Here is a 21,239-nt window from a genome sequence, read left to right as displayed (position 1 = left end):
AAATACTTGCTGCAGCCCAGTAGCTGAAAGGGCTTTCTTACAGATTTGCACCAAAAAGATTCATAAAGGCGTCATGTCGCACTGTCTCGGTGCGATATCGGTTGTTAGAGTCTCGCCGCAAAAGGGCCCCGCCCATAATCAGAAAGACCGGTGTAGACATGACGCAATCCGTTGACTCGTTCCTCGAGCGCCTCAAGCGGCGCGACCCCGATCAGCCCGAATTCCACCAGGCGGTGGAAGAGGTGCTGCGTTCCCTCTGGCCGTTCCTCGAAGCCAACCCGCGCTACCAGCAGGCCGGCATCCTCGAGCGCATCGTCGAGCCCGAACGCGCCATCCTGTTCCGCGTGCCCTGGGTCGACGACCAGGGCCGGGTGCGGGTCAACCGCGGCTTCCGCGTACAGATGAGCAGCGCCATCGGTCCGTACAAGGGCGGCCTGCGCTTCCACCCCTCGGTGAACCTGGGCGTGCTCAAGTTCCTGGCCTTCGAGCAGGTGTTCAAGAACTCCCTGACCTCGCTGCCCATGGGCGGCGGCAAGGGCGGCTCGGACTTCGACCCCAAGGGCAAGAGCGACGCCGAGGTGATGCGCTTCTGCCAGTCGTTCATGAGCGAGCTGTACCGCCACGTCGGCGCCGACCTGGACGTGCCGGCCGGTGACATCGGCGTGGGCGCCCGCGAGATCGGCTACCTGTTCGGCCAGTACAAGCGCCTGGCCAACGAGTTCAGCTCGGTGCTCACCGGCAAGGGCCTGGCCTACGGCGGCAGCCTGATCCGCCCGGAAGCCACCGGCTACGGCTGCGTGTACTTCGCCCAGGAGATGCTCAAGGCCCGCGAAAGCGGTTTCGACGGCCAGCGCGTGGCCATCTCCGGCTCCGGCAACGTGGCCCAGTACGCGGCGCAGAAGGTGATGGAACTGGGCGGCAAGGTGATCTCGCTGTCCGACTCCGAAGGCACCCTGTTCGCCGAGGGCGGCCTGAGCCTGGAGCAGTGGGAAGAGGTGATGGAGCTGAAGAACGTCCGCCGCGGCCGTCTCAGCGAAATGGCCGGCCCCGGTCTGCGCTTCCTGGCTGGCCAGCGCCCCTGGTCGCTGCTCTGCGACATCGCGCTGCCTTGCGCGACGCAGAACGAACTGGACGCCGAGGACGCCCGCACCCTGCTGGCCAACGGCTGCATCTGCGTGGCCGAAGGCGCCAACATGCCGTCGACCCTGGAGGCTGTGGATATCTTCCTCGAAGCCGGCATCCTCTACGCGCCGGGCAAGGCCTCCAACGCCGGCGGCGTCGCCACCAGCGGCCTGGAGATGAGCCAGAACGCCATGCGCCTGCACTGGAGCGCCGGCGAGGTGGACCAGCGCCTGCACGGCATCATGCAGAACATCCACCACGCCTGCGTCGCCCACGGCGAGGAGAACGGCCGGATCAACTACGTGAAGGGCGCCAACATCGCCGGCTTCGTCAAGGTCGCCGACGCCATGCTGGCGCAAGGGGTGGTCTGACCTGCCGAAGGCCGGTGGGGCGTAGGGCGTATAACGCTCCGCGTTATACGCCGCCTGGCCTTGGTCCCAGGCGCGCTCGGATTTGGCCTCGGAGGCGCTTCGATCCCGACCAATAAGCCGGGCATGAGATGGGTGTAGCGGCGTATAACCGCGAACGGTTATACGCCCTACGTACCGGTCGGCCACGGCGATGGGTATCTCTTCGCTCCACCCATCCTACGCGAGCGCAACGAAGTGCTTTTCGTAGGAGCGAGCTTGCTCGCGAACGAACTCCGCTGCGGGGCATCAGGTTCGCGAGCAAGCTCGCTCCTACAGTTCCCGGGAAGCACGGCATTCCACCCGTAGGAGCGGACCTTGTCCGCGATAGCCGAAGGTTCCGGCGCGATTCGCGGATGAGATCCGCTCCTACACTGCGCCACCTACGCCTTTCCCCTGTAGGAGCGCGCCCTGCGCGCGAATCGCAGGCAGGGCCTGCTCCTACAGGGGGAGGCCCCTGGTCAATCCACCGGCCGCGGCGTGCTGGCAGTGCTCGGCGGCAGCAGCGGGTATTCCACCTGCGGCTGCTTGCCGGTAACGGTCTTGAGGAAGGCGACTATGTCGCTCACCTCGCCGGCATCCAGCTGTTTGCCCAGTTGCGCGGTGCCCATGATCGTCACCGCTTCCTCCAGGTCCCACACCTGCCCGCTGTGGAAGTAGGGCGCGGTGAGGGCCACGTTGCGCAGTGGCGCGGCGCGGAACACGTATTCGTCGTTCTGCGTCTTGGTCACCGCGAAGCGGCCCTTGTCGCCGCTGGGCAGGATGCTGGCGTCGGGTTTCTTCACCAGGCCGAACGGGAAGTAGGCCTGGCCGCCGAGGTTCACGCCGTTGTGGCAGCTGATGCAGCCGGCGCTCATGAAGGCCTGCAGCCCTTTCTTCTCCTTGGCGTCCAGGGCCTTGTCGTCGCCCTTGAGGTACTGGTCGAAGCGCGAGTCGGGGGTGATCAGCGTCGATTCGAAGGCCTGCAGCGCGCGGGCCATGTTGTCGAAGCTCGTCGCCTGCTTGTCGCCGGGGAAGGCCTTTTCGAAGGCCGTCACGTACTCGGGCATGCTCTTGAGCGTGGCCTCGACGTTCTTCGGCGTGTTGTGCATCTCCACCGGGTTCTGCACCGGGCCCTTGGCCTGTTCCTCCAGGTCCTTGGCGCGGCCGTCCCAGAACTGCGCCACGTTGAACACGGCGTTGAACACCGTCGGCGAGTTGCGCGCCCCTTTCTGCCAGGCGTGGCCGCTGGAGGCCGGCACGTTGTCGGCGCCGCCGGTGCCGATGTTGTGGCAGGTGTTGCAACTGATCACGTGGCTGGCCGACAGGCGTGGCTCGAAGAACAACTGGCGACCCAGCTCCACCTGGGCCGCGTCCAGCCCGGTGGTCTGCTCGGGGATGGGCTTGAAGATGGCGTTGGCCTGCTCGCGCAAGGCGTCGGCGTGGGCGGCGGTACTGCTGGCGGCCAACAATAAACCGCCCAGGGCCAGTTTCAGGGGCTGCATGGAGTGTTCTCCTCGTTATCAGGCTATTGGTCTTTTCTGATTCAAGGAGAGGCCAGCCGGCGAAGCGGCGACTTGACCGGGATCAAGCCCGTGGCATGCGGTGGGGTGCGGGGCTTTGCCGCAGGCGTTCAGCCCTTCACGCAGACCACCTGGCGCAGGGTGTGCACCACTTCCACCAGGTCGCGCTGGGCGGCCATCACTGCGTCTATGTCCTTGTAGGCCATGGGGATCTCGTCGATCACGTCCTTGTCCTTGCGGCACTCGACGTGGGCGGTGGCGCGCACCTGGTCCTCGACGCTGAAGCGCTTCTTCGCCTGGGTGCGGCTCATGCTGCGCCCGGCGCCGTGGCTGCAGGAGCAGAACGCTTCTTCGTTGCCCAGGCCGCGGACGATGAAGCTCTTCGCCCCCATGGAGCCGGGAATGATGCCCAGTTGGCCCTTCTGCGCCGAGACCGTGCCCTTGCGCGTGACCAGCACCTCGCGGCCGAAATGCTGCTCGCGCTGCACGTAGTTGTGGTGGCAGTTCACCGCCTCCAGGCTGGCCTCGAAGGGCTTGCGGATCACCTTGCGCGCCGCGGCGATCACCGCCTGCATCATCAGCTCGCGGTTCTGCCGGGCGAAATCCTGGGCCCAGCCCACCGCTTCGACGTAGTCGTCGAAGTGCCGGCTGCCTTCCTCGAAGTAGGCCAGGTCCTTGTCCGGCAGGTTGGCCAGGTGCTGGCGCATGTCGGCCTGGGCCAGCTCGATGAACAGGCAGCCGATGGCGTTGCCCACCCCGCGCGAGCCGCTGTGCAGCATGAACCAGACGCGCCCGGCCTCGTCCAGGCAGACCTCGATGAAGTGATTGCCGGTGCCCAGGGTGCCCAGGTGCTGGCGGTTGTTGGTCTTCTCCAGGCGCGGGTACTTGTCGGTGATGGCGCGGAAGCGCCGGGCCAGGCCCTTCCAGGCCTGGTCGGCATGCGCCGGTACGTCGCCCCAGGCGCCCTGGTCGTGGCGGCCGAAGGTCTTGCCGTGGGGCACCGCCTTTTCGATGGCGCTGCGCAGGCCGTGCAGGTTGTCCGGCAGGTCGGCGGCGAGCAGCGAGGTGCGTGCGGCGATCATGCCGCAGCCGATGTCCACGCCAACCGCGGCCGGGATGATGGCGCCGACGGTGGGGATCACGCTGCCGATGGTCGAGCCCTTGCCCAGGTGCACGTCGGGCATCACTGCCAGGTGCCTGAAGATGAACGGCAGGCGCGCGGTGTTCATCAACTGCTGGCGCGCCTCGTCTTCCACGGGCACGCCCTGGGTCCAGAGCTTGATCGGCTTGCCGCCGGCGACTTCGAGCAGGGTGGGGGCTGGGGTTTTCATGGCGCGCTACCCGCCCGCCATCGCGGCGGGCGCTGAATCCGGTGATTCAGTAATGGTACCAGCGCAGCTCCAGCATGACCTCGCTGACCGGCCCGGCCTGGTGGCTGAACTGGCGTTCGGCGGACAGCCGCAGGCCCAGGTTGCGGCCCAGTTCCACCTGCTGGCCGAGGCTCAGGCTGCGGCGTACTTCGCCGTTGTGGAAGTAGTCGCCCTTGCCCTCCAGGGCCAGGTTGCCCAGCGGGTTGCGCCAGAGCACGCCGGTGTCGAAGCCCAGCGCCGGCGCTATGGTCGCGGCGAAGTCGGGGTTGTTCTCGATGCGCGCGGTGCCCAGGGCGTAGGCCTGCAGGTCGTCGGCGAGCTTCCAGCTGCCGCCGGCGCCGCCGTTGACGTGGCCGGCCAGGGTGTCGTGGTCGTCGTCGCTGTGCTTGCCGGGCACCCGCTCCCAGCCGCCGGTGACCTGCCAGGACAGCGGCTGCAGCAGGGCGTTGCGTGGGGTCATGGAGCGGATGCTGACCAGGTCCAGGCGCTGCAACTGCCAGCGGTTGCCCTCGTACTGGCGCAGGCGCAGGTCGCCCAGTTCCAGCTGCGCGCCCTGGGGGAAGCCGTAGCTGTTGTCCAGCAGGTCGTGGTAGGCCATGCGCAGGCCGTAGTCGGCGAAGGCCTGGCCGTCGCGGCTGCCGGCGCCGAGCTGCCAGGTCAGCGACTGGTGGCCTTCCTCCGGCTGCCCCGGGCGTTCCACCTGGGCCGGCGGCGGTGGGTTCTGGTTGATCGCGCGCAGCAGTTGGTAGCTGCGCGCGGCGTCGGCCTCGTCGCGTTCCTTGCCGGTGGCGCGGTAGCGCAGCAGGCGGAAGGCGGTGTCCTGCACCAGGGCCTGGCGCGGCGCGGGCAGGGCCTTGAATTCGGGGGAATCGAGCAGGCGGTCGTCGTCGGCCAGGCGCCGGGCCAGCTGCTTCTCGCCGGCGTCCAGCGGCTCGGCGCGGGCCAGCAGTTCCTTCTCCCGCGAGGGGCGGTAGTCGACCTTGTCGATCATCCCGGCCTGCTTCACCGCGCGCACCGTGTCGGTGGGGATGGCGTAGAGCGGGAATTCGTCGGTCAGCTTCACCCCAGGGCGGGCGATCTCCAGCAGTTCGAGCAGGCGGAAGGAGCAGTTCTCGTCGAAGAAGAAGTACTTGAAGCGGACCTGCTTGAGCTCCCACACGTGCTCGACCATGCGCCCGGTCTCCTCGGGCGTGAGGTTCAGGCGGTACTCCCAGAGGTCGCGGTTCTCCAGGCGGCTGTATTCGGAGAGCTTCTCGCGGTAGGGCACCAGGGCGAACAGGCCGGGGTAGCCGCCCATCAGGCCCTTCCAGGCGTAGAGGATGCTGTTGTCCATGCCCTCGATGTAGGCGCCGAAGTTCAGCGCGTAGCTGAGCAGGGCGGTGTTGTTGCTGTCGACGTCTGCCTGGTCGATGCGCAGCAGGGTGTGGCCGAACATCGACGAGGGGCTGTTCAGGTAGGCGGCGGGGAACACCAGCACGGCGCTGTGCGGGTTGATGTCGCCGTACCAGGTGTCGTACTCCTTGCACGCCGGCCGCGGCAGGCCGGTCAACTGCAATTGCTGCTTCAGCCAGCGTGTGCGCGCCGGGTAGACGCACTGGGCATGCTTGTCGCCGAGGCCGGGGGCGGCGTAGAGGGCGTCGACGGTGGCCTTGAGCTCATGCTCCGGCGAGCGGTCGCCGTCCTCGGCGAGGAAGAACCTGTCGTCGTCGACGAAGCTGCGCCAGCCGCCCAGCTTGCTCGGCGTGTAGTGCCCCAGGGCCAGCCAGTAGGGCTGCGCGGCCAGGGCCTGGAGGCGGGATTCGGGAAACTGGGGGCTCGCGTGCAGGGATGCGCAGGCGCACAGCGCCAGCCATGGCAACAGGCGTTTGGGCATGGGGACCTTAGCGGGTCGGGGTAGGGGAGCCCGCCCCGGTGGGGCGGGCCATCAGGCTCAGGCCTGTTCGGCGTACTTGGCCAGGCGGGTGTCCTGTTTCAGCACGGCCTGGGTGTTGGCGTAGACGTCCTCGGCGGTGACGTCGGACTTGTTGAAGATCTGCGCGAAGTGCTCGTGGGTCACTTCGGCGAAGTGCGCGCGGTCTTCGGGTTTCACGCCCAGGACCACGGCGTAGGTGGTCAGCGCTTCGCCGTCACCCTTGGCCATGTCTTCGGACAGCTCGTCCATCATGCTGCTGAGCACGATCATCGGCTTGCCGCCGTAGGTCAGCGCGCCATTGGTGTGGCAACCGTTGGTGCCGGTGGTCATGCCGAAGGTGTTGTTGCCCGAGGAGCCGTTGGTGGTGGCCGCCAGCACGTGGGTGGCGGTGCCGCGCTGGCCCTTGAAGAGCATCTGGCCCCAGCCGCAGCCGTCGCTGCCGGGGGCGTCGGCGAAGGCGCCGATGGAAACGGTGGCGAGGAGGGTACCGAGTAGAATCCTTTTCATCTGCGTATCTCTCTTTGTTCGAATGCATGGCTGTACGTAGCCGCTGACAGCAAACAGCGCCAGGCAGAGCTTTGTAGGAATATCCTGAGGGTGTCAAGGCGCGATGTCCCCCAACCCTCGACGGGGCGAACTGCGTCATGCTCCTTGCAACAGGCTATTGATCGGTATCAGCGGCGATTCCCTTGGAACCGGCCACACTTGAAACAGTTCCTTGTCCGTCGGAGAGGCGTCATGGCCGTAGATGATTTCGACCCCCGTTCTGCCCTGGATACGCTGGCCAGCGAATATTCCCAGCGTGCCGCCGCGATCCGCAGCGACCTGGCGCGGACCCACTCGCCGGACTTCGCCGAACAGGCCCAGCAGCGGGAGAACGACGATGTGCTGCGGGCCCTGCTGGCCGAAGCCGAGGCGGGCATGCGTCTGGTGGGCCTGGCCCGCCTGCGCCTGGCAGACGGAACCTACGGACAGTGCGTACGCTGCGGCGAAGCCATCGAGCCCCGCCGCCTGCGCGCCCTGCCGGCCACGGAATACTGCCTGCGCTGCGCCGATCTGCAGCACTGATCGGCCAGGGCTTGCGCGCGCCTTGCCAGTGGCGCGCGGGCAGCGCGAGAATGCGGGCAACTCTCCGCGGCTCCGTGCCGCCCGATGCAAGGATTTCCGATGCCCCAATCCGTTGCCGCCGGCCTGCGCCTGGCGCCCGATGAACTGACCCGTCCCTTCTCGCCCGAGCAGTTTGCCTTCGCTACCACCGACGATCTGGACCCCTTCCTCGGCGTCCTAGGACAGGAGCGCGCGGTGGAGGCCCTGCAGTTCGGTGTGGCGATGCCGCGGCCGGGCTACAACGTGTTCGTCATGGGCGAGCCGGGGACCGGGCGCTTCTCCTTCGTGCAGCGCTATCTGAAGGCCGAGGCCAAGCGCCTGCCGACGCCGGCCGACTGGGTCTACGTCAACCACTTCGAGGAGGGCCGCGAGCCGCGCGCCATCGAGCTGCCGCCGGGCAGCGCCGCCGACTTCGGCACGGACATCGACCAACTGATCGACAACCTGCTGTCGACCTTCCCCTCGGTGTTCGAGAACCCGGCCTACCAGCAGAAGAAAAGCGCCATCGACCGCGCCTTCAACCAGCGCTACGACAAGGCCCTGGACACCGTCGAGCGCCTGGCCCTGGAGAAGGACGTGGCGCTGTACCGCGACAGCGCGAACATCGCCTTCACCCCGATGAAGGACGGCAAGGCCCTCGACGAGGCCGAGTTCGCCCAACTGCCGGAGGCCGAGCGCGAGCGTTTTCACGCCGATATCGCCGACCTCGAGGAACAGCTCAACGAGGAACTGGCCAGCCTGCCGCAGTGGAAGCGCGAGTCCAGCAACCAGCTGCGCCAGCTCAACGAAGAGACCATCACCCTCGCGCTGCAGCCGCTGCTGGCGCCGCTGGTGGAGAAGTACAACAACAACACCGGCGTCTGCACCTACCTGCAGGCCATGCAGCTGAACCTGCTGAAGACCGTGGTCGACCAACTGGTGGACACCGAGCGTAGCGATGCCCAGCGCAAGCTGATGCTGCAGGAGCTGTACGCGCCCAACCAGGTGATCGGCCACCACACCACCAGCGGCGCGCCGGTGGTGTTCGAGTCGCACCCGACCTACGACAACCTGTTCGGCCGCATCGAGTACGCCTCCGACCAGGGCGCCCTCTACACCAGCTACCGGCAGCTGCGCCCGGGCGCGCTGCACCGCGCCAATGGCGGCTTCCTGGTGCTGGAGGCGGAGAAGCTGCTGGGCGAGCCCTTCGTCTGGGACGCGCTCAAGCGCGCCCTGCAGTCGCGCCAGCTGAAGATGGAATCGCCGCTGGCCGAACTCGGCCGCCTGGCCGCCATGAGCCTGACGCCGCAGGTGATCCCGCTGCACCTGAAGGTCATCATCATCGGCTCGCGGCAGATCTACTACACCCTGCAGGACCTGGACCCGGACTTCCAGGAGATGTTCCGCGTGCTGGTCGACTTCGACGAGGACATCCCGCTGGCCGAGGACAGCCTCGAACAGTTCGCCCAGTTGCTCAAGACGCGCACCTCGGAAGAGGGCATGGCGCCGCTGAGCGCCACCGCGGTGGCGCGCCTGGCCACCTACAGCGCGCGCCTGGCCGAGCACCAGGGGCGGCTGTCGGCGCGCATCGGCGACCTGTTCCAACTGGTCAGCGAGGCGGACTTCATCCGCCAGTTGGCCAACGAGCCGGTCACCGACCTGGGCCACATCGAGCGCGCCCTCAAGGCCAAGGAAACCCGCACCGGCCGCGTCTCGGCACGAATTCTCGACGACATGCTGGCCGGCATCGTGCTGATCGACACCGAAGGCGCCGCCGTGGGCAAGTGCAACGGCCTCACCGTGCTGGAGGTGGGCGACTCGGTGTTCGGCGTGCCGGCGCGCATCTCCGCCACCGTCTACCCCGGCGGCAGCGGCATCGTCGACATCGAGCGAGAGGTCAGCCTCGGCCAGCCGATCCACTCCAAGGGCGTGATGATCCTCACCGGCTACCTGGGCAGCCGCTACGCCCAGGAGTTCCCGCTGGAAATCTCCGCGAGCATCGCCCTGGAGCAGTCCTACGGCTACGTCGACGGCGACAGCGCCTCGCTCGGCGAGGTCTGCACGCTGATCTCGGCGCTGTCGCGCACGCCGCTGCGGCAGTGCTTCGCCATCACCGGCTCGATCAACCAGTTCGGCGAAGTGCAGGCGGTGGGCGGCGTCAACGAGAAGATCGAAGGCTTCTTCCGCCTCTGCGAGGCCCGCGGCCTGACCGGCGAGCAGGGGGTGATCATCCCGCGTTCCAACGTCAGCACCCTGATGCTCGACGAGCGCGTGCTGCAGGCGGTGCGCAACGGCCTGTTCAACGTCTACGCGGTGCGCCACGTCGACGAGGCGCTGGGCCTGCTGGTCGGCGAGCCGGCCGGTGCGCCGGACGCCAAGGGCCAGTTCCCGGCCGGCAGCGTCAACGCGCGGGTGGTCGAGCGTCTCAAGGAGATCGACGCCATGGGCATGGACGAGGAGGACAAGGAAAAGCTCGCCAAGGAAGCCGCGCCGGCCGCTGCCAAGGCCGCCAAGGCGCCCCAGGTGGAGAAGGAGCGGGCGCGCAAGAAGAAGGACAGCGACTGAGCCCGCTGCCGCTGGCCAGTCCTTGACCAGCGGCGGGCCCCCCAGCAACGGCGCTCGTCGGGCGCCTTTGCCCCCGTGGTGTCCACAACGATATCCACAACTATCGTGGATAAAACGAGCTTTCCCGAGGTCAACCCCGGGTGTAGGCTCGAAAACAGGACAACCGCGAGGGTGCCGCCATGCCGCGTAACCTCTGCCTTATCCGCCCCTGTCTGGGGCTGACCACGCGCATCGAGTGCGTGATCAGGCCGCTGGCCGGAGAGAATGGACTCTGGACACTGCTCTGCGCTGCGGGCATGGCGGGGGCTCAGCCCACCGCCATCAAGGCCCAGGGCCCGTTCTACGGGCCTTTCGTGGCAGAAGGCGTGCTCGAGGCTATCGCCGACTGCCTGGCCCAGCAGGGCTACGTGCCCGCCGACGACCTGCCCATCTGGCAGCTGCACCTGCAGGCCGAACTGCGACGCATCAACGGTGAGCGCGTGCGCAATTTCGGGGACTACCAGTCTCACCCCGAGTCCTGAAGGCGCATTGCGCAGTCTCTGAGCGACCGCCGCGATCCCCCGGCGGGCGGGGGCTTGCGTGTTTCTTCCCGCGTTCCTGCACATATTTATCCACAGAATAACTGGATAACTCGCCGCGGGCCTTCAGCTATAATCCTGCGCCATTTCTGAACTCCCCTTGCGAAGGCCATGGAACGTTTCATCGAAAACAGCATGTACGCCGCCCGCTGGCTGCTGGCGCCGGTCTATATCGGCCTGTCGCTGGCATTGCTGGCGCTGACCATCAAGTTCTTCCAGGAAATCTTCCACATCCTGCCGGACATCTTCTCCATCGCCGAGGCCGACCTGATCCTGGTGCTGCTGTCGCTGATCGACATGGCCCTGGTCGGCGGGCTGCTGGTGATGGTGATGTTCTCCGGTTACGAGAATTTCGTCTCGCAGCTGGACATTTCCGAAGGCAAGGAAAAGCTCAGCTGGCTCGGCAAGATGGACGCCAGTTCGCTGAAGAACAAGGTGGCGGCCTCCATCGTGGCGATCTCCTCGATCCATCTGCTGCGCATCTTCATGGACGCCAAGAACGTCGATGACAACAAGCTGATGTGGTACGTGATCATCCACCTCACCTTCGTCCTTTCCGCGTTTGCCATGGGCTACCTGGACAAGGCCACGCGCCACGACCACTGATCGTTTTTGCCGCCTCCAGCGCACCGCCCGTCAGCCGCAACTGACGGGCGGTGTCGTTTGCGCTGGGCGCAGCCGGCGTGCTGTACCAGACTGGCTGCGTTGGACCCTACCCTGGAGGTGCGCAATGAACCTGCAAGAGCTGACCAACCGTTCTCTCGCCGGGGATATCGACGAGCTCAACCTGGTATCCCTGGAGGGCGGCATCTACGTGCTGGAGGCGCGCGTGGGCCAGCGTTTCTTCCCGATCCAGGACGCCAAGGGACACGTGCTCGGGGTGCGTTCGCTGGAACACGCCCGCCAACTGCTGACGGCGTTGCCACCGATCCCTTTCCAACTGGTGCATGCCGCGGTGCAGGACGAGATGTGCGGCTCGCAGAGCGGCAGCGCGCAGAACGACGAGGGCGTGCCCATGCCGCTGCATTGAGGTCGCGGTGGGGCGGGGCGGCCGACTGTGCTAGGCTGGCCGCCCTTTTTCACCCAGCGGAGCCCCGCCATGAGCGAACTCAACCTTTCCACCGACGAAGCCCGCGTCAGCTACGGCGTCGGCCGCCAGCTGGGCGACCAGTTGCGTGCCAACCCGGTCCCGGGCATGAGCCTGGACGCGGTGCTGGCCGGCCTCTCCGACGCCTTCGCCGGTGCCGATAGCCGGGTGCCCGCCGAGCAGCTGTCCGCCAGCTTCCAGGTGATCCGCCAGCGCATGCAGGCCGAAGCCCAGGCCAAGGCCGATGCGGCCGCCGCCGAAGGCAAGGCCTACCTGGTGGAGAACGCCAAGCGCGAGGGCGTCACCGTGCTGCCGTCCGGCCTGCAATACGAAGTGCTGGTCGCCGGCGAGGGCGCCAAGCCGTCCCGCGACGACACCGTGCGCACCCACTACCACGGCACCCTGATCGACGGCAGCGTGTTCGACAGCTCCTACCAGCGCGGCCAGCCGGCCGAGTTCCCGGTGGGCGGCGTGATCGCCGGCTGGGTCGAGGCCCTGCAACTGATGAACACCGGCAGCAAGTGGCGCCTGCACGTGCCGGCCGAGCTGGCCTACGGCGGCCAGGCGGTGGGCAGCATCCCGCCGCACAGCACCCTGGTGTTCGACGTCGAGCTGCTCGACATCCTCTGATGGATGCAGCCCGCGGCGGCCGTCCCTGGCCGCCGCGGCGTGCAGGGGGCTCCACGTTGCCCCCGCTGTGCAGCCGCCTCCCGGGCGGCGACCGCACGGATGGCGCGTCCTGCGCCATCGCAAAAAAACCTGTACACCCCGCTCCCGCTCTTGCTCTTACTCTTCGTAGGAGCGAGCTTGCTCGCGAACCCGGATTACGCCGCTCCTCTAATCGATCCGTCACTCCCGCGAACGCGGGAGCCCAGAGCCTCTGGTTCCCCGCGTGCGCGAGGATGACGGGGATGGGTGGTGAGGTGCGGGCCGTTCGCGAGCAACTCGCTCCTACGAGAAGCACTCTTCAGTCAGCGCAGCGCGCGGGCGTAGCAGAACAGGAACAGGTTGCGCACCAGCTCCTTGAGCACCTGCGGCTCGCTGGTGCTCAGTTCGTGCAGGTCCAGGCCGCCCTGCTCGCGCAACTCGTCCAGGGCGTCTTCCTGCAGCAGGGCGCAGACTTCCCCGGTATCGCGATTGAGGATGCGCAGATAGGGATGGGGGCGGTCCAGCCAGGCATCGATCATGTAGGTCATCTCTGCATCTCCTTGGTAGCTGAGTTAATGAGAATAATTCTTATTATCTCGATAGCAAGCCCCTATGCAGAATTTTTTTCCACCAACCGACCAATGCCATGGCCTGGATCAACCGCGCATAACGCAGAACGCCCGCGCGGCAGGGCCGGGCGGGCGTTCGTCGGATCGCGTGTGGATCAGTGGGTGCGGGCGACGGCGAACTCGCTCAGCTCGATCAGCGCGTCACGGTACTCGTTGTCCGGCAGCGCCTTGAGGCAGTCGATGGCGCGGGCGGCGTATTCGCGCGCCAGCTTCGCGGTGTAGTCCAGGGCGCCGGCGGCTTCCACGGCGGTGCGGATGCCTTCCAGGTCCTGGCTGCCGCCCTGCTGGATAGCCTTGCGCACCAACTGCGCCTGCTCCGGGGTGCCGTCGCGCATGGTGGCGATCAGCGGCAGGGTGGGCTTGCCCTCGGCGAGGTCGTCGCCGACGTTCTTGCCCAGGGTGCTGGCGTCGCCGCGGTAGTCCAGCAGGTCGTCCACCAGTTGGAAGGCGATGCCCAGGGCGTCGCCGAACTGGCGCAGGGCCTCGGCCTGTTCCGCGGTGGCGCCGGCGATGGCGGCGGCGCTGTGGGTGGAGGCCTCGAAGAGCATCGCGGTCTTGCCGCGGATGACTTCCATGTAGGTTTCTTCGGTAGTGCTGGCGTCGCGCACCTTGGTCAGCTGCAGCACCTCGCCCTCGGCGATCACCCGGGTGGCCTGGGAGATGATGCGCATCACCGGCATGGAGCCGAGTTCGACCATCATTTCGAAGGAGCGGGCATAGAGGAAGTCGCCGACCAGCACGCTGGGCGCGTTGCCCCATTGCGCATTGGCGGTGGCGCGGCCGCGGCGCAGACCGGAGGCGTCGACCACGTCGTCGTGCAGCAGGGTGGAGGTATGCAGGAATTCGATGGTGGCGGCCAGCAGGCGCAGGTCGTCCCCGGAGTAGCCCAGGGCCTTGCCGCTGAGCAGCACCAGCAGCGGGCGAAGACGCTTGCCGCCGGCGGAGATGATATAGTCGCCGATCTTCTCGACCAGGGGAACGCGGGAGCTGAGCTGGCGACGGATGATGCCGTCGACGGCGGTGAAGTCGTCCGCCACCACCCGATAGAAAGCCTGGGGTTGCATATTACGAAGGCGCTCCTCGAAGAATGCGCGGCATGCTAGGTGCCGGGGTGGGGGCTGTCAAGGAAAGCGCCGCAAGGCTTGTGTCCGCGTAGGGCTTTGCGTACAATCGCGGCCCCGAACTTCCCTGGCATACCCTGCCTTACGCAATTGCACGGGCGCTCTTCCGGCCCCATGCAGCCATGCCGACCGATACCTCTTCCTATAAAGCGTCGGGTGAGCAGGTCTAACGGAGACATCCAGATGTACGCAGTTATTGTTACCGGCGGCAAGCAATACAAAGTCGCCGAAGGCGAATTCCTCAAGGTCGAGAAACTCGACGTCGCCACCGGCGAAGCGATCAACCTGGATCGCGTTCTGCTGGTCGCCAATGGCGATGACGTCAAGATCGGCCTGCCGGTGGTAGAAGGCGCGAAAGTGACCGCTGAAGTGGTTTCCCACGGTCGTCACGACAAAGTGCGCATCATCAAGTTCCGCCGCCGCAAGCACCACATGAAGCGTCAGGGCCACCGCCAGTGGTTCACTGAAATCAAGATCACCGGCATCCAGGCCTAATTCCTTTTTTGGAGGATATGACTCATGGCACACAAGAAAGCTGGCGGTAGTACCCGCAACGGCCGCGATTCCGAAAGTAAACGCCTTGGCGTGAAGCTGTTCGGTAGCCAGGCTGTCAAAGCAGGCAACATCATCGTGCGTCAGCGCGGCACCCAGTTCCATGCCGGCTACGGCGTTGGCATGGGCAAGGATCACACTCTGTTCGCGAAAATCGACGGCGTGATCAAGTTCGAAGTGAAAGGCGCCTTTGGCCGTCGCTACGTAAGCGTCGTCGCTGCCTAAGCGAGCCTTCACTGAAAAAGCCCTGTCTCGCGACGGGGCTTTTTTGTTTCTGGCGTTTCCCGGCAACGGATCCCGGGCTCCTGCGTTTGCGCGGGCTTGGCTGTATCCTATGCTCCTTTTCTTATTCAACCCGCCACGCTGGCGGGAGGCGTTCCCATGAAATTCGTCGACGAAGTATCCATCCACGTGAAAGCCGGTGACGGCGGCAATGGCCTCATGAGCTTTCGCCGCGAGAAGTTCATCGAGAAGGGCGGCCCCAACGGCGGTGACGGCGGTGACGGCGGCTCGGTGTTCCTCGAGGCCGACGAGAGCCTGAACACCCTGGTGGATTACCGCTACACCCGCCGTTTCGACGCCCAGCGCGGGCAGAACGGCGGCAGCAAGGACTGCACCGGCGCCAAGGGCGACGACCTGGTCCTGCCGGTGCCGGTGGGCACCACCGTGATCGATGCTAGCACCCATGAAGTCATCGGCGACCTGACCGAGCCCGGCCAGCGCCTGATGGTCGCCCAGGGCGGCTGGCATGGCCTGGGCAACACCCGCTTCAAGTCCAGCACCAACCGCGCGCCGCGGCAGACCACCCCGGGCAAGCCCGGCGAGGCCCGCGACCTCAAGCTGGAGCTGAAGGTCCTGGCCGACGTCGGCCTGCTGGGCCTGCCGAACGCCGGCAAGAGCACCTTCATCCGCGCCGTGTCCGCGGCCAAGCCGAAAGTCGCCGATTACCCCTTCACCACCCTGGTGCCGAACCTGGGCGTGGTCAGCGTCGGGCGCTTCAAGAGCTTCGTGGTCGCCGACATCCCCGGCCTGATCGAGGGCGCCGCCGAAGGCGCCGGCCTGGGCATCCGCTTCCTCAAGCACCTGGCGCGTACCCGCCTGCTGCTGCACATCGTCGACATGGCGCCGCTGGACGAGAGCGACCCGGCCGATGCTGCCGAGACCATCGTCAACGAGCTGGCCAAGTTCAGCCCGGCGCTCACCGAGCGTGACCGTTGGCTGGTGCTGAACAAGATGGACCAGATCCTCGAGCCCGAGGAGCAGGGGCGGCGCAAGCAGCAGGTGGTCGAGCGCCTGGGCTGGGAAGGTCCGGTCTACGTGATCTCCGCCCTGGAGCGCGAAGGCACCGAGGCGCTCAGTCAGGACATCATGAAGTACCTCGATGAGCGCAGCCTGCGCATCGAGGAAGACCCGGCCTACGGCGAGGCCCTGGCCGAACTCGACCAGCGCATCGAAGACGAGGCGCGTTCCCGTCTGCAGGCCATGGACGACGCGCGTGCGCTGCGCCGTGCCGGCCTGAAGAATGCCGACGACCTCGACGACGACGATGATTTCGATGACGAGGATGACGGCGACGGGCCGGAAATCTTCTACGTGCCCTGACCGGCGCCGCGTGCGCCGGTCCCGAAGCAACCTGGTGAAACCTGACTTCGTAAGGTTGATGTATGCGTGAGAAAGTGACCGGCGCGCGGCGCTGGGTGGTGAAGATCGGCAGCGCCCTGCTCACGGCCGATGGCCGCGGGCTGGATCGCGACGCCATGGCGGTGTGGGTCGAGCAGATGGTCGCGCTGCACTGCGCGGGCGTCGAGCTGGTGCTGGTGTCCTCCGGCGCCGTGGCGGCGGGCATGAGCCGCCTGGGCTGGGTCTCCCGCCCGAGCGACATGCACGAGCTGCAGGCCGCGGCGGCCGTCGGCCAGATGGGCCTGGTGCAGGCCTGGGAGTCCAGCTTCGGCCAGCATGGCCTGCAGACCGCCCAGGTGCTGCTGACCCATGACGACCTGTCCGACCGCAAGCGCTACCTGAACGCCCGCAACACCCTGCGCACCCTGGTCGACCTCGGCGTGATCCCGGTGATCAACGAGAACGACACCGTGGTCACCGACGAAATCCGCTTCGGCGACAACGACACCCTGGCGGCCCTGGTGGCCAACCTGGTGGAAGCCGACCTGCTGGTGATCCTCACCGATCGCGACGGCATGTTCGACGCCGACCCGCGCAACAACCCCGAAGCCCAGCTGATCTACGAAGCCCGCGCTGACGACGCCCAGCTCGACCTGGTGGCTGGCGGCAGCGCCGGCGCCCTCGGCCGCGGCGGCATGCAGACCAAGCTGCGCGCGGCGCGCCTGGCGGCGCGTTCCGGCGCGCACACGGTGATCGTCGGCGGGCGCATCGAGCGCGTGCTCGACCGCCTGCGCTCCGGCGAGCGCCTGGGCACCCTGCTGACCCCTGAGCAGAGCCGCAAGGCCGCGCGCAAGCAGTGGCTGGCCGGCCACCTGCAGATGCGCGGCACCCTGGTGCTGGACGCCGGTGCGGTCAAGGCTATCGCCGAGGACCACAAGAGCCTGCTGCCGGTGGGCGTGAAGCAGGTCCAGGGCAGCTTCCGTCGCGGCGAGATGGTGGTCTGCGTGGACCCGCAGGGTCGCGAGATCGCCCGCGGCCTGGCCAACTACAGCGCCCTGGAGGCGCAGAAGATCATCGGCCAGCCGACCGATGCCATCGAAGGTCTGCTGGGCTACGTCGACGGCCCGGAGCTGGTGCACCGCGACAACCTTGTGCTGGTCTGAAGGAGCGAGCCATGAAGCTATGGAAGGGCGTGTGCGCCGGTCTGCTGATGCTGCCGGCGCTGGCCGGCGCGGAGGAGATCGGTGAGGTCTCCACGGTGTTCAAGTGGGTGGGGCCGAACGACAAGATCGTGGTCGAGGCCTTCGACGATCCCAAGGTGGAAGGGGTGACCTGCTACCTGTCGCGGGCCAAGACCGGCGGCGTCAAGGGCGGCCTGGGCCTGGCCGAGGATCGCGCCGAGGCGTCCATCGCCTGCCGCCAGGTCGGGCCGATCCGCTTCGCCGGCGAGCTCAAGGACGGCGAGGAAGTGTTCAAGCAGCGCACCTCGCTGGTGTTCAAGTCCATGCAGGTGGTGCGCTTCTTCGACAAGAAGCGCAACGCGCTGGTCTACCTCGTCTACAGCGACCGCATCATCGAAGGCAGCCCGCAGAACGCGGTGACCGCCATCCCGATCATGCCCTGGCCGACGAAATAAAAGCCTTTTGCTTTTCGTAGGAGCGAGCTTGCTCGCGAATCCGCCCGTCACTGGATTCCCGCGTTCGCGGGAATGACGGGGGATGGTTAGGCGTTTCAGGATGACTCCAAACTCCTCACCCACTCCGAACAGCCCCCTCTCCAGGGAGAGGGTTGGGGAGAGGGCGCTCTTAACTCCAGCACCTACGCCACCGGGAAGCACCGTTCGCGAGCAAGCTCGCTCCTACAGGTCCGGGGCCGGGTTTGGGCTTTTCGCGGGCAATAAAAAACCGGCCACCAGGGCCGGTTTTTCAAGAACGCAACGCTTACGCGGTGGCCAAGGCCTTCACGTGGGCGTTCAGGCGGCTCTTGTGGCGAGCGGCCTTGTTCTTGTGGATGATGCCTTTGTCAGCCATGCGGTCGATGACCGGTACGGCGGCAACCAGAGCGGCCTGGGCCTTGGGCAGGTCCTTGGCATCGACTGCCTTGACTACGTTCTTGATGTAGGTGCGGACCATGGAACGCAGGCTGGCGTTGTGGCTGCGACGCTTCTCAGCCTGTTTGGCGCGTTTTTTGGCGGAAGGTGTGTTGGCCACCGTCGAGCTCCTCGAGAAAAACTTGGGATGTAGCGAATAAATTAAGGCCGCGAATGATGCCGTCGAGTCCGTGCCTTGTCAAGGGTATGAGCGGCCGCCGACGAGCGGCATGGCCGGGGATTCGCGGTATGGGTGGGTGATTTATTCGACCGGCGGCCATACACTCGACGCCCTTTACTGGCCGCCGGGCGATCCGGCCGCCCCGCGGGCAGGGCCACCCTGCGCTGACAAGTCCCGGATGCAATGAACCTACTCAAATCGCTGGCCGCGGTCAGCTCCATGACCATGATCTCGCGGGTGCTCGGCTTCGTCCGGGACACCATAGTAGCGCGCATGTTCGGCGCCGGCATGGCCACCGACGCCTTCTTCGTCGCCTTCAAGCTGCCCAACCTGCTGCGCCGCATCTTCGCCGAGGGCGCCTTCTCCCAGGCCTTCGTGCCGATCCTCGCCGAATACAAGACGCAGCAGGGCGAGGAGGCCACCCGCACTTTCATCGCCTATATCTCCGGCCTGCTGACCCTGGTGCTGGCATTGGTCACCGTGCTGGGCATCCTCGCCGCGCCCTGGGTGATCTGGATCACCGCGCCGGGCTTCGCCGACACTCCGGAGAAGTTCGACCTGACCACAGCGCTGCTGCGCGTGACCTTCCCCTACATCCTGCTGATTTCCCTGGCCTCGCTGGCCGGGGCCATCCTCAATACCTGGAACCGCTTCTCGGTGCCGGCCTTCGTGCCGACCCTGCTGAACGTCAGCATGATCGTCTTCTCGCTGTTCCTCACGCCGTACTTCGACCCGCCGGTGATGGCCCTGGGCTGGGCGGTGCTGGCCGGCGGCCTGGCGCAGTTGCTCTACCAACTTCCGCACCTGAAGAAGATCGGCATGCTGGTGCTGCCGCGCCTGAACCTGCGCGACAGAGGCGTGTGGCGCGTGCTCAAGCAGATGGGCCCGGCGATCCTCGGCGTGTCGGTGAGCCAGATCTCGCTGATCATCAACACCATCTTCGCCTCCTTCCTGGCCGCAGGCTCGGTGTCCTGGATGTACTACGCCGACCGCCTGATGGAGCTGCCCTCCGGCGTGCTGGGCGTGGCCCTGGGCACCATCCTGCTGCCGTCCCTGGCCAAGACCTACGCCAGCGACGACCGCCATGAATACTCGCGCCTGATGGACTGGGGCCTGCGCCTGTGCTTCCTGCTGGTGCTGCCCTGCGCCCTGGCCCTGGTGCTGATCGCCGAGCCGCTGACCGTGTCGCTGTTCCAGTACGGCAAGTTCAGCGCCAACGACGCGCTCATGACCCAGCGCGCGCTCATCGCCTACGCCGTGGGCCTGCTCGGGATCATCCTGGTCAAGGTGCTGGCGCCGGGCTTCTACGCCCGGCAGAACATCCGCACGCCGGTGAAGATCGCACTCTTCACCCTGGTTTCCACCCAGGCGATGAACCTGGTGTTCATCGGCCCGCTCAAGCACGCGGGCCTGGCCCTGGCCATCAGCCTGGCGGCCTGCCTCAACGCCGGCCTGCTGTACTGGCAGCTGCGCAAGCACGACCTGTTCGAGCCGCAGCCGGGCTGGGCGAAGTTCCTCGGCAAGCTGGTGCTGGCGGTGCTGGTGATGTCCGCTGTGCTGCTGGGGCTGATGCATTTCATGCCGGCCTGGGACCTGGGCGGCATGCCGCTGCGCCTGGCGCGCCTGGGCGTGCTGGTGGTGGCCGGCATAGTGGCCTATTTCGGTATGCTGGCGCTGCTGGGCTTCCGCCTGCGCGACTTCTCGCGGCGGGCGGTGAGCTAGCCCGGCGCCGGCACTTGGGTGCATCCGTGACGCACGGCGGCTTTGTGCCTGTCGCGCGGCGGCGGGTGCAGGTATAATCGACCACTTTCTGAGCAATACGCGCGCTATGCAGCTGCTTCGAGGCCTCCACAACCTGCGGCCCCTGTCCGGGGGCTGCGTTGCCACCATCGGCAATTTCGACGGCGTCCACCTTGGCCACCAGGCGATCCTGGCGCGTCTGCGCGAGCGCTCGCAGGAGCTGGGCGTGCCTAGCTGCGTGGTGATCTTCGAGCCGCAGCCGCGCGAGTACTTCGCCCCGGATGCCGCGCCGGTGCGCCTGACGCGCCTGCGCGAGAAGCTCGAACTGCTGCGCGAGCAGGGCGTCGACTTCGTCCTGTGCCTGACCTTCAACCGCCGCCTGCGCGAGCTGTCGGCCGCCGAGTTCGTCCGCCAGGTGCTGGTGGACGGCCTGGCGGTGCGCCACCTGGAAGTGGGCGACGACTTCCGCTTCGGCTGCGACCGTTCCGGCGACTTCGCCTTCCTGGTCCGGGCCAGCGCCGAGCAGGGTTTCACCGTCGAGGCCGCCACCACGGTGGAAGTCGACGGCATGCGGGTGAGCAGTTCGCGCATCCGCAAGGTGCTCGCCGACGGCGACCTGCACCAGGCCGAGCGCCTGCTGGGCCGGCCGTTCCGCCTGAGCGGGCGGGTGCTGCACGGGCAGAAGCTCGGCCGCACCCTGGGTTCGCCCACCGCGAACATCCAGCTCAAGCGCCGCAAGGCGCCGCTGAGCGGCGTCTACCTGGTCAGCACGGAAGTGGCCGGCCAGCGCGTCAACGGGGTGGCCAACATCGGCACGCGGCCGTCGGTCAACGGCGACGGCCGGCCCCACCTGGAAGTGCATCTGCTGGACTTCGCCGGCGACCTCTACGGCCTGCACCTGGATGTGACCTTCCACCAGAAGCTGCGAGATGAGCAGCGCTTCGCCTCCCTCGAGGCACTGAAGGCGGCGATCCTCGCCGACATAGCCGCCGCCCGGGCCTACTGGCTGGGCCAACCGCTTGATTGAAGA

General features: G+C 66.8%; 21 protein-coding genes. 14 read left to right on the top strand and 7 right to left on the bottom strand.

All coding sequences use genetic code 11. The annotated features are described in order from the left end of the window. Positions 1-158 precede the first annotated feature (158 nt). On the top strand, positions 159-1,493 hold the full coding sequence (gene gdhA / locus M8R19_RS11290; protein ID WP_249917832.1) for an NADP-specific glutamate dehydrogenase: 1,335 nt from the start codon (positions 159-161) through the stop codon (positions 1,491-1,493). 497 nt (positions 1,494-1,990) lie between these two features. Here gdhA and M8R19_RS11285 read toward each other — a convergent pair whose 3' ends face one another. The 4 genes from M8R19_RS11285 to M8R19_RS11270 all read right to left on the bottom strand — a co-directional run bounded on the left by M8R19_RS11285 (position 1,991) and on the right by M8R19_RS11270 (position 6,820). Further along, on the bottom strand, positions 1,991-3,013 hold the full coding sequence (locus tag M8R19_RS11285; RefSeq protein ID WP_249917831.1) for a cytochrome-c peroxidase: 1,023 nt from the start codon (positions 3,011-3,013) through the stop codon (positions 1,991-1,993). A 128-nt stretch (positions 3,014-3,141) separates the two neighbouring features. Beyond that, positions 3,142-4,362: an RtcB family protein gene (locus M8R19_RS11280; RefSeq protein ID WP_249917830.1), complete on the bottom strand. Its 1,221-nt coding sequence runs from the start codon at positions 4,360-4,362 to the stop codon at positions 3,142-3,144. 46 nt (positions 4,363-4,408) lie between these two features. Then, on the bottom strand, positions 4,409-6,274 hold the full coding sequence (locus M8R19_RS11275) for an Lnb N-terminal periplasmic domain-containing protein (RefSeq protein WP_249917829.1): 1,866 nt from the start codon (positions 6,272-6,274) through the stop codon (positions 4,409-4,411). Between the two features lie 57 nt (positions 6,275-6,331). Further along, positions 6,332-6,820, bottom strand: coding sequence for a DUF3015 domain-containing protein (locus M8R19_RS11270; RefSeq protein ID WP_009617533.1), 489 nt, complete (start codon positions 6,818-6,820; stop codon positions 6,332-6,334). A 231-nt stretch (positions 6,821-7,051) separates the two neighbouring features. On the opposite strand from M8R19_RS11270, the gene M8R19_RS11265 reads away from it, so the two are divergent. The 6 genes from M8R19_RS11265 to bamJ all read left to right on the top strand — a co-directional run bounded on the left by M8R19_RS11265 (position 7,052) and on the right by bamJ (position 12,259). After that, a complete protein-coding gene (locus tag M8R19_RS11265) occupies positions 7,052-7,381 on the top strand; it encodes a TraR/DksA family transcriptional regulator (protein WP_043273629.1) in 330 nt (109 codons plus the stop codon). A gap of 99 nt (positions 7,382-7,480) precedes the next feature. Continuing rightward, on the top strand, positions 7,481-9,964 hold the full coding sequence (locus M8R19_RS11260; protein WP_249917828.1) for a Lon protease family protein: 2,484 nt from the start codon (positions 7,481-7,483) through the stop codon (positions 9,962-9,964). A gap of 179 nt (positions 9,965-10,143) precedes the next feature. Continuing rightward, entirely contained in the window at positions 10,144-10,485 is a 342-nt protein-coding gene (locus M8R19_RS11255) for a PA4575 family protein (RefSeq protein WP_089391115.1), read from the top strand. Positions 10,486-10,653: 168 nt separating this feature from the next. Then, positions 10,654-11,148: a TIGR00645 family protein gene (locus tag M8R19_RS11250; protein WP_064581933.1), complete on the top strand. Its 495-nt coding sequence runs from the start codon at positions 10,654-10,656 to the stop codon at positions 11,146-11,148. 124 nt (positions 11,149-11,272) lie between these two features. Continuing rightward, positions 11,273-11,572: a DUF6482 family protein gene (locus M8R19_RS11245; protein ID WP_009617543.1), complete on the top strand. Its 300-nt coding sequence runs from the start codon at positions 11,273-11,275 to the stop codon at positions 11,570-11,572. 69 nt (positions 11,573-11,641) lie between these two features. Continuing rightward, positions 11,642-12,259, top strand: coding sequence for a BamJ family beta-barrel-assembly machinery protein (gene bamJ / locus M8R19_RS11240; RefSeq protein ID WP_009617545.1), 618 nt, complete (start codon positions 11,642-11,644; stop codon positions 12,257-12,259). Between the two features lie 341 nt (positions 12,260-12,600). Here bamJ and M8R19_RS11235 read toward each other — a convergent pair whose 3' ends face one another. Together M8R19_RS11235 and M8R19_RS11230 are read right to left on the bottom strand one after the other, a co-directional pair. Next, on the bottom strand, positions 12,601-12,825 hold the full coding sequence (locus M8R19_RS11235; RefSeq protein WP_109934264.1) for a PA4570 family protein: 225 nt from the start codon (positions 12,823-12,825) through the stop codon (positions 12,601-12,603). Positions 12,826-13,001: 176 nt separating this feature from the next. Continuing rightward, on the bottom strand, positions 13,002-13,970 hold the full coding sequence (locus tag M8R19_RS11230; RefSeq protein ID WP_074977439.1) for a polyprenyl synthetase family protein: 969 nt from the start codon (positions 13,968-13,970) through the stop codon (positions 13,002-13,004). Positions 13,971-14,210: 240 nt separating this feature from the next. Between M8R19_RS11230 and rplU the strand changes: the two genes are divergently transcribed. The 5 genes from rplU (at position 14,211) to M8R19_RS11205 (ending at position 17,835) form a co-directional block, all read left to right on the top strand. Then, positions 14,211-14,522: a 50S ribosomal protein L21 gene (gene rplU, locus M8R19_RS11225; RefSeq protein ID WP_009617549.1), complete on the top strand. Its 312-nt coding sequence runs from the start codon at positions 14,211-14,213 to the stop codon at positions 14,520-14,522. 24 nt (positions 14,523-14,546) lie between these two features. Continuing rightward, on the top strand, positions 14,547-14,804 hold the full coding sequence (gene rpmA / locus M8R19_RS11220; protein WP_009617551.1) for a 50S ribosomal protein L27: 258 nt from the start codon (positions 14,547-14,549) through the stop codon (positions 14,802-14,804). A gap of 156 nt (positions 14,805-14,960) precedes the next feature. Then, entirely contained in the window at positions 14,961-16,181 is a 1,221-nt protein-coding gene (gene cgtA / locus M8R19_RS11215) for an Obg family GTPase CgtA (RefSeq protein ID WP_249917827.1), read from the top strand. 62 nt (positions 16,182-16,243) lie between these two features. Next, entirely contained in the window at positions 16,244-17,362 is a 1,119-nt protein-coding gene (gene proB / locus M8R19_RS11210; protein ID WP_009617553.1) for a glutamate 5-kinase, read from the top strand. An 11-nt stretch (positions 17,363-17,373) separates the two neighbouring features. Further along, entirely contained in the window at positions 17,374-17,835 is a 462-nt protein-coding gene (locus M8R19_RS11205; protein WP_074977443.1) for a CreA family protein, read from the top strand. Between the two features lie 304 nt (positions 17,836-18,139). On the opposite strand, the gene rpsT is transcribed toward M8R19_RS11205, so the two are convergent. Continuing rightward, positions 18,140-18,409: a 30S ribosomal protein S20 gene (gene rpsT / locus M8R19_RS11200; RefSeq protein ID WP_009617555.1), complete on the bottom strand. Its 270-nt coding sequence runs from the start codon at positions 18,407-18,409 to the stop codon at positions 18,140-18,142. A gap of 243 nt (positions 18,410-18,652) precedes the next feature. Here rpsT and murJ point away from each other — a divergent pair, with 243 nt between their 5' ends. Beyond that, entirely contained in the window at positions 18,653-20,191 is a 1,539-nt protein-coding gene (gene murJ, locus M8R19_RS11195; protein ID WP_249917826.1) for a murein biosynthesis integral membrane protein MurJ, read from the top strand. A 106-nt stretch (positions 20,192-20,297) separates the two neighbouring features. Further along, positions 20,298-21,236 (top strand): bifunctional riboflavin kinase/FAD synthetase, encoded by a 939-nt coding sequence (ribF, locus tag M8R19_RS11190; protein WP_074977447.1) that lies wholly within the window; start codon positions 20,298-20,300, stop codon positions 21,234-21,236. The last annotated feature ends 3 nt before the right edge of the window (positions 21,237-21,239 follow it).

Origin of the sequence: Pseudomonas sp. R3.Fl, from assembly GCF_023516765.1 — a bacterium.
Classification (GTDB): domain Bacteria; phylum Pseudomonadota; class Gammaproteobacteria; order Pseudomonadales; family Pseudomonadaceae; genus Pseudomonas; species Pseudomonas citronellolis.
This window is presented reverse-complemented; position numbering and strand designations above follow the sequence as displayed.

What these genes read in the sequence shown, in the direction of transcription:
- M8R19_RS11280 (WP_249917830.1), bottom strand. Translation starts at nt 4,362, where the DNA reads ATGAAAACCCCAGCCCCCACCCTGCTCGAAGTCGCCGGCGGCAAGCCG.
- proB (WP_009617553.1), top strand. Translation starts at nt 16,244, where the DNA reads ATGCGTGAGAAAGTGACCGGCGCGCGGCGCTGGGTGGTGAAGATCGGC.
- M8R19_RS11230 (WP_074977439.1), bottom strand. Translation starts at nt 13,970, where the DNA reads ATGCAACCCCAGGCTTTCTATCGGGTGGTGGCGGACGACTTCACCGCC.
- M8R19_RS11260 (WP_249917828.1), top strand. Translation starts at nt 7,481, where the DNA reads ATGCCCCAATCCGTTGCCGCCGGCCTGCGCCTGGCGCCCGATGAACTG.
- ribF (WP_074977447.1), top strand. Translation starts at nt 20,298, where the DNA reads ATGCAGCTGCTTCGAGGCCTCCACAACCTGCGGCCCCTGTCCGGGGGC.
- cgtA (WP_249917827.1), top strand. Translation starts at nt 14,961, where the DNA reads ATGAAATTCGTCGACGAAGTATCCATCCACGTGAAAGCCGGTGACGGC.
- M8R19_RS11245 (WP_009617543.1), top strand. Translation starts at nt 11,273, where the DNA reads ATGAACCTGCAAGAGCTGACCAACCGTTCTCTCGCCGGGGATATCGAC.
- rpmA (WP_009617551.1), top strand. Translation starts at nt 14,547, where the DNA reads ATGGCACACAAGAAAGCTGGCGGTAGTACCCGCAACGGCCGCGATTCC.
- M8R19_RS11250 (WP_064581933.1), top strand. Translation starts at nt 10,654, where the DNA reads ATGGAACGTTTCATCGAAAACAGCATGTACGCCGCCCGCTGGCTGCTG.
- murJ (WP_249917826.1), top strand. Translation starts at nt 18,653, where the DNA reads ATGAACCTACTCAAATCGCTGGCCGCGGTCAGCTCCATGACCATGATC.
- rplU (WP_009617549.1), top strand. Translation starts at nt 14,211, where the DNA reads ATGTACGCAGTTATTGTTACCGGCGGCAAGCAATACAAAGTCGCCGAA.
- M8R19_RS11205 (WP_074977443.1), top strand. Translation starts at nt 17,374, where the DNA reads ATGAAGCTATGGAAGGGCGTGTGCGCCGGTCTGCTGATGCTGCCGGCG.
- M8R19_RS11285 (WP_249917831.1), bottom strand. Translation starts at nt 3,013, where the DNA reads ATGCAGCCCCTGAAACTGGCCCTGGGCGGTTTATTGTTGGCCGCCAGC.
- M8R19_RS11235 (WP_109934264.1), bottom strand. Translation starts at nt 12,825, where the DNA reads ATGACCTACATGATCGATGCCTGGCTGGACCGCCCCCATCCCTATCTG.
- M8R19_RS11265 (WP_043273629.1), top strand. Translation starts at nt 7,052, where the DNA reads ATGGCCGTAGATGATTTCGACCCCCGTTCTGCCCTGGATACGCTGGCC.
- M8R19_RS11270 (WP_009617533.1), bottom strand. Translation starts at nt 6,820, where the DNA reads ATGAAAAGGATTCTACTCGGTACCCTCCTCGCCACCGTTTCCATCGGC.
- bamJ (WP_009617545.1), top strand. Translation starts at nt 11,642, where the DNA reads ATGAGCGAACTCAACCTTTCCACCGACGAAGCCCGCGTCAGCTACGGC.
- gdhA (WP_249917832.1), top strand. Translation starts at nt 159, where the DNA reads ATGACGCAATCCGTTGACTCGTTCCTCGAGCGCCTCAAGCGGCGCGAC.
- M8R19_RS11255 (WP_089391115.1), top strand. Translation starts at nt 10,144, where the DNA reads ATGCCGCGTAACCTCTGCCTTATCCGCCCCTGTCTGGGGCTGACCACG.
- M8R19_RS11275 (WP_249917829.1), bottom strand. Translation starts at nt 6,274, where the DNA reads ATGCCCAAACGCCTGTTGCCATGGCTGGCGCTGTGCGCCTGCGCATCC.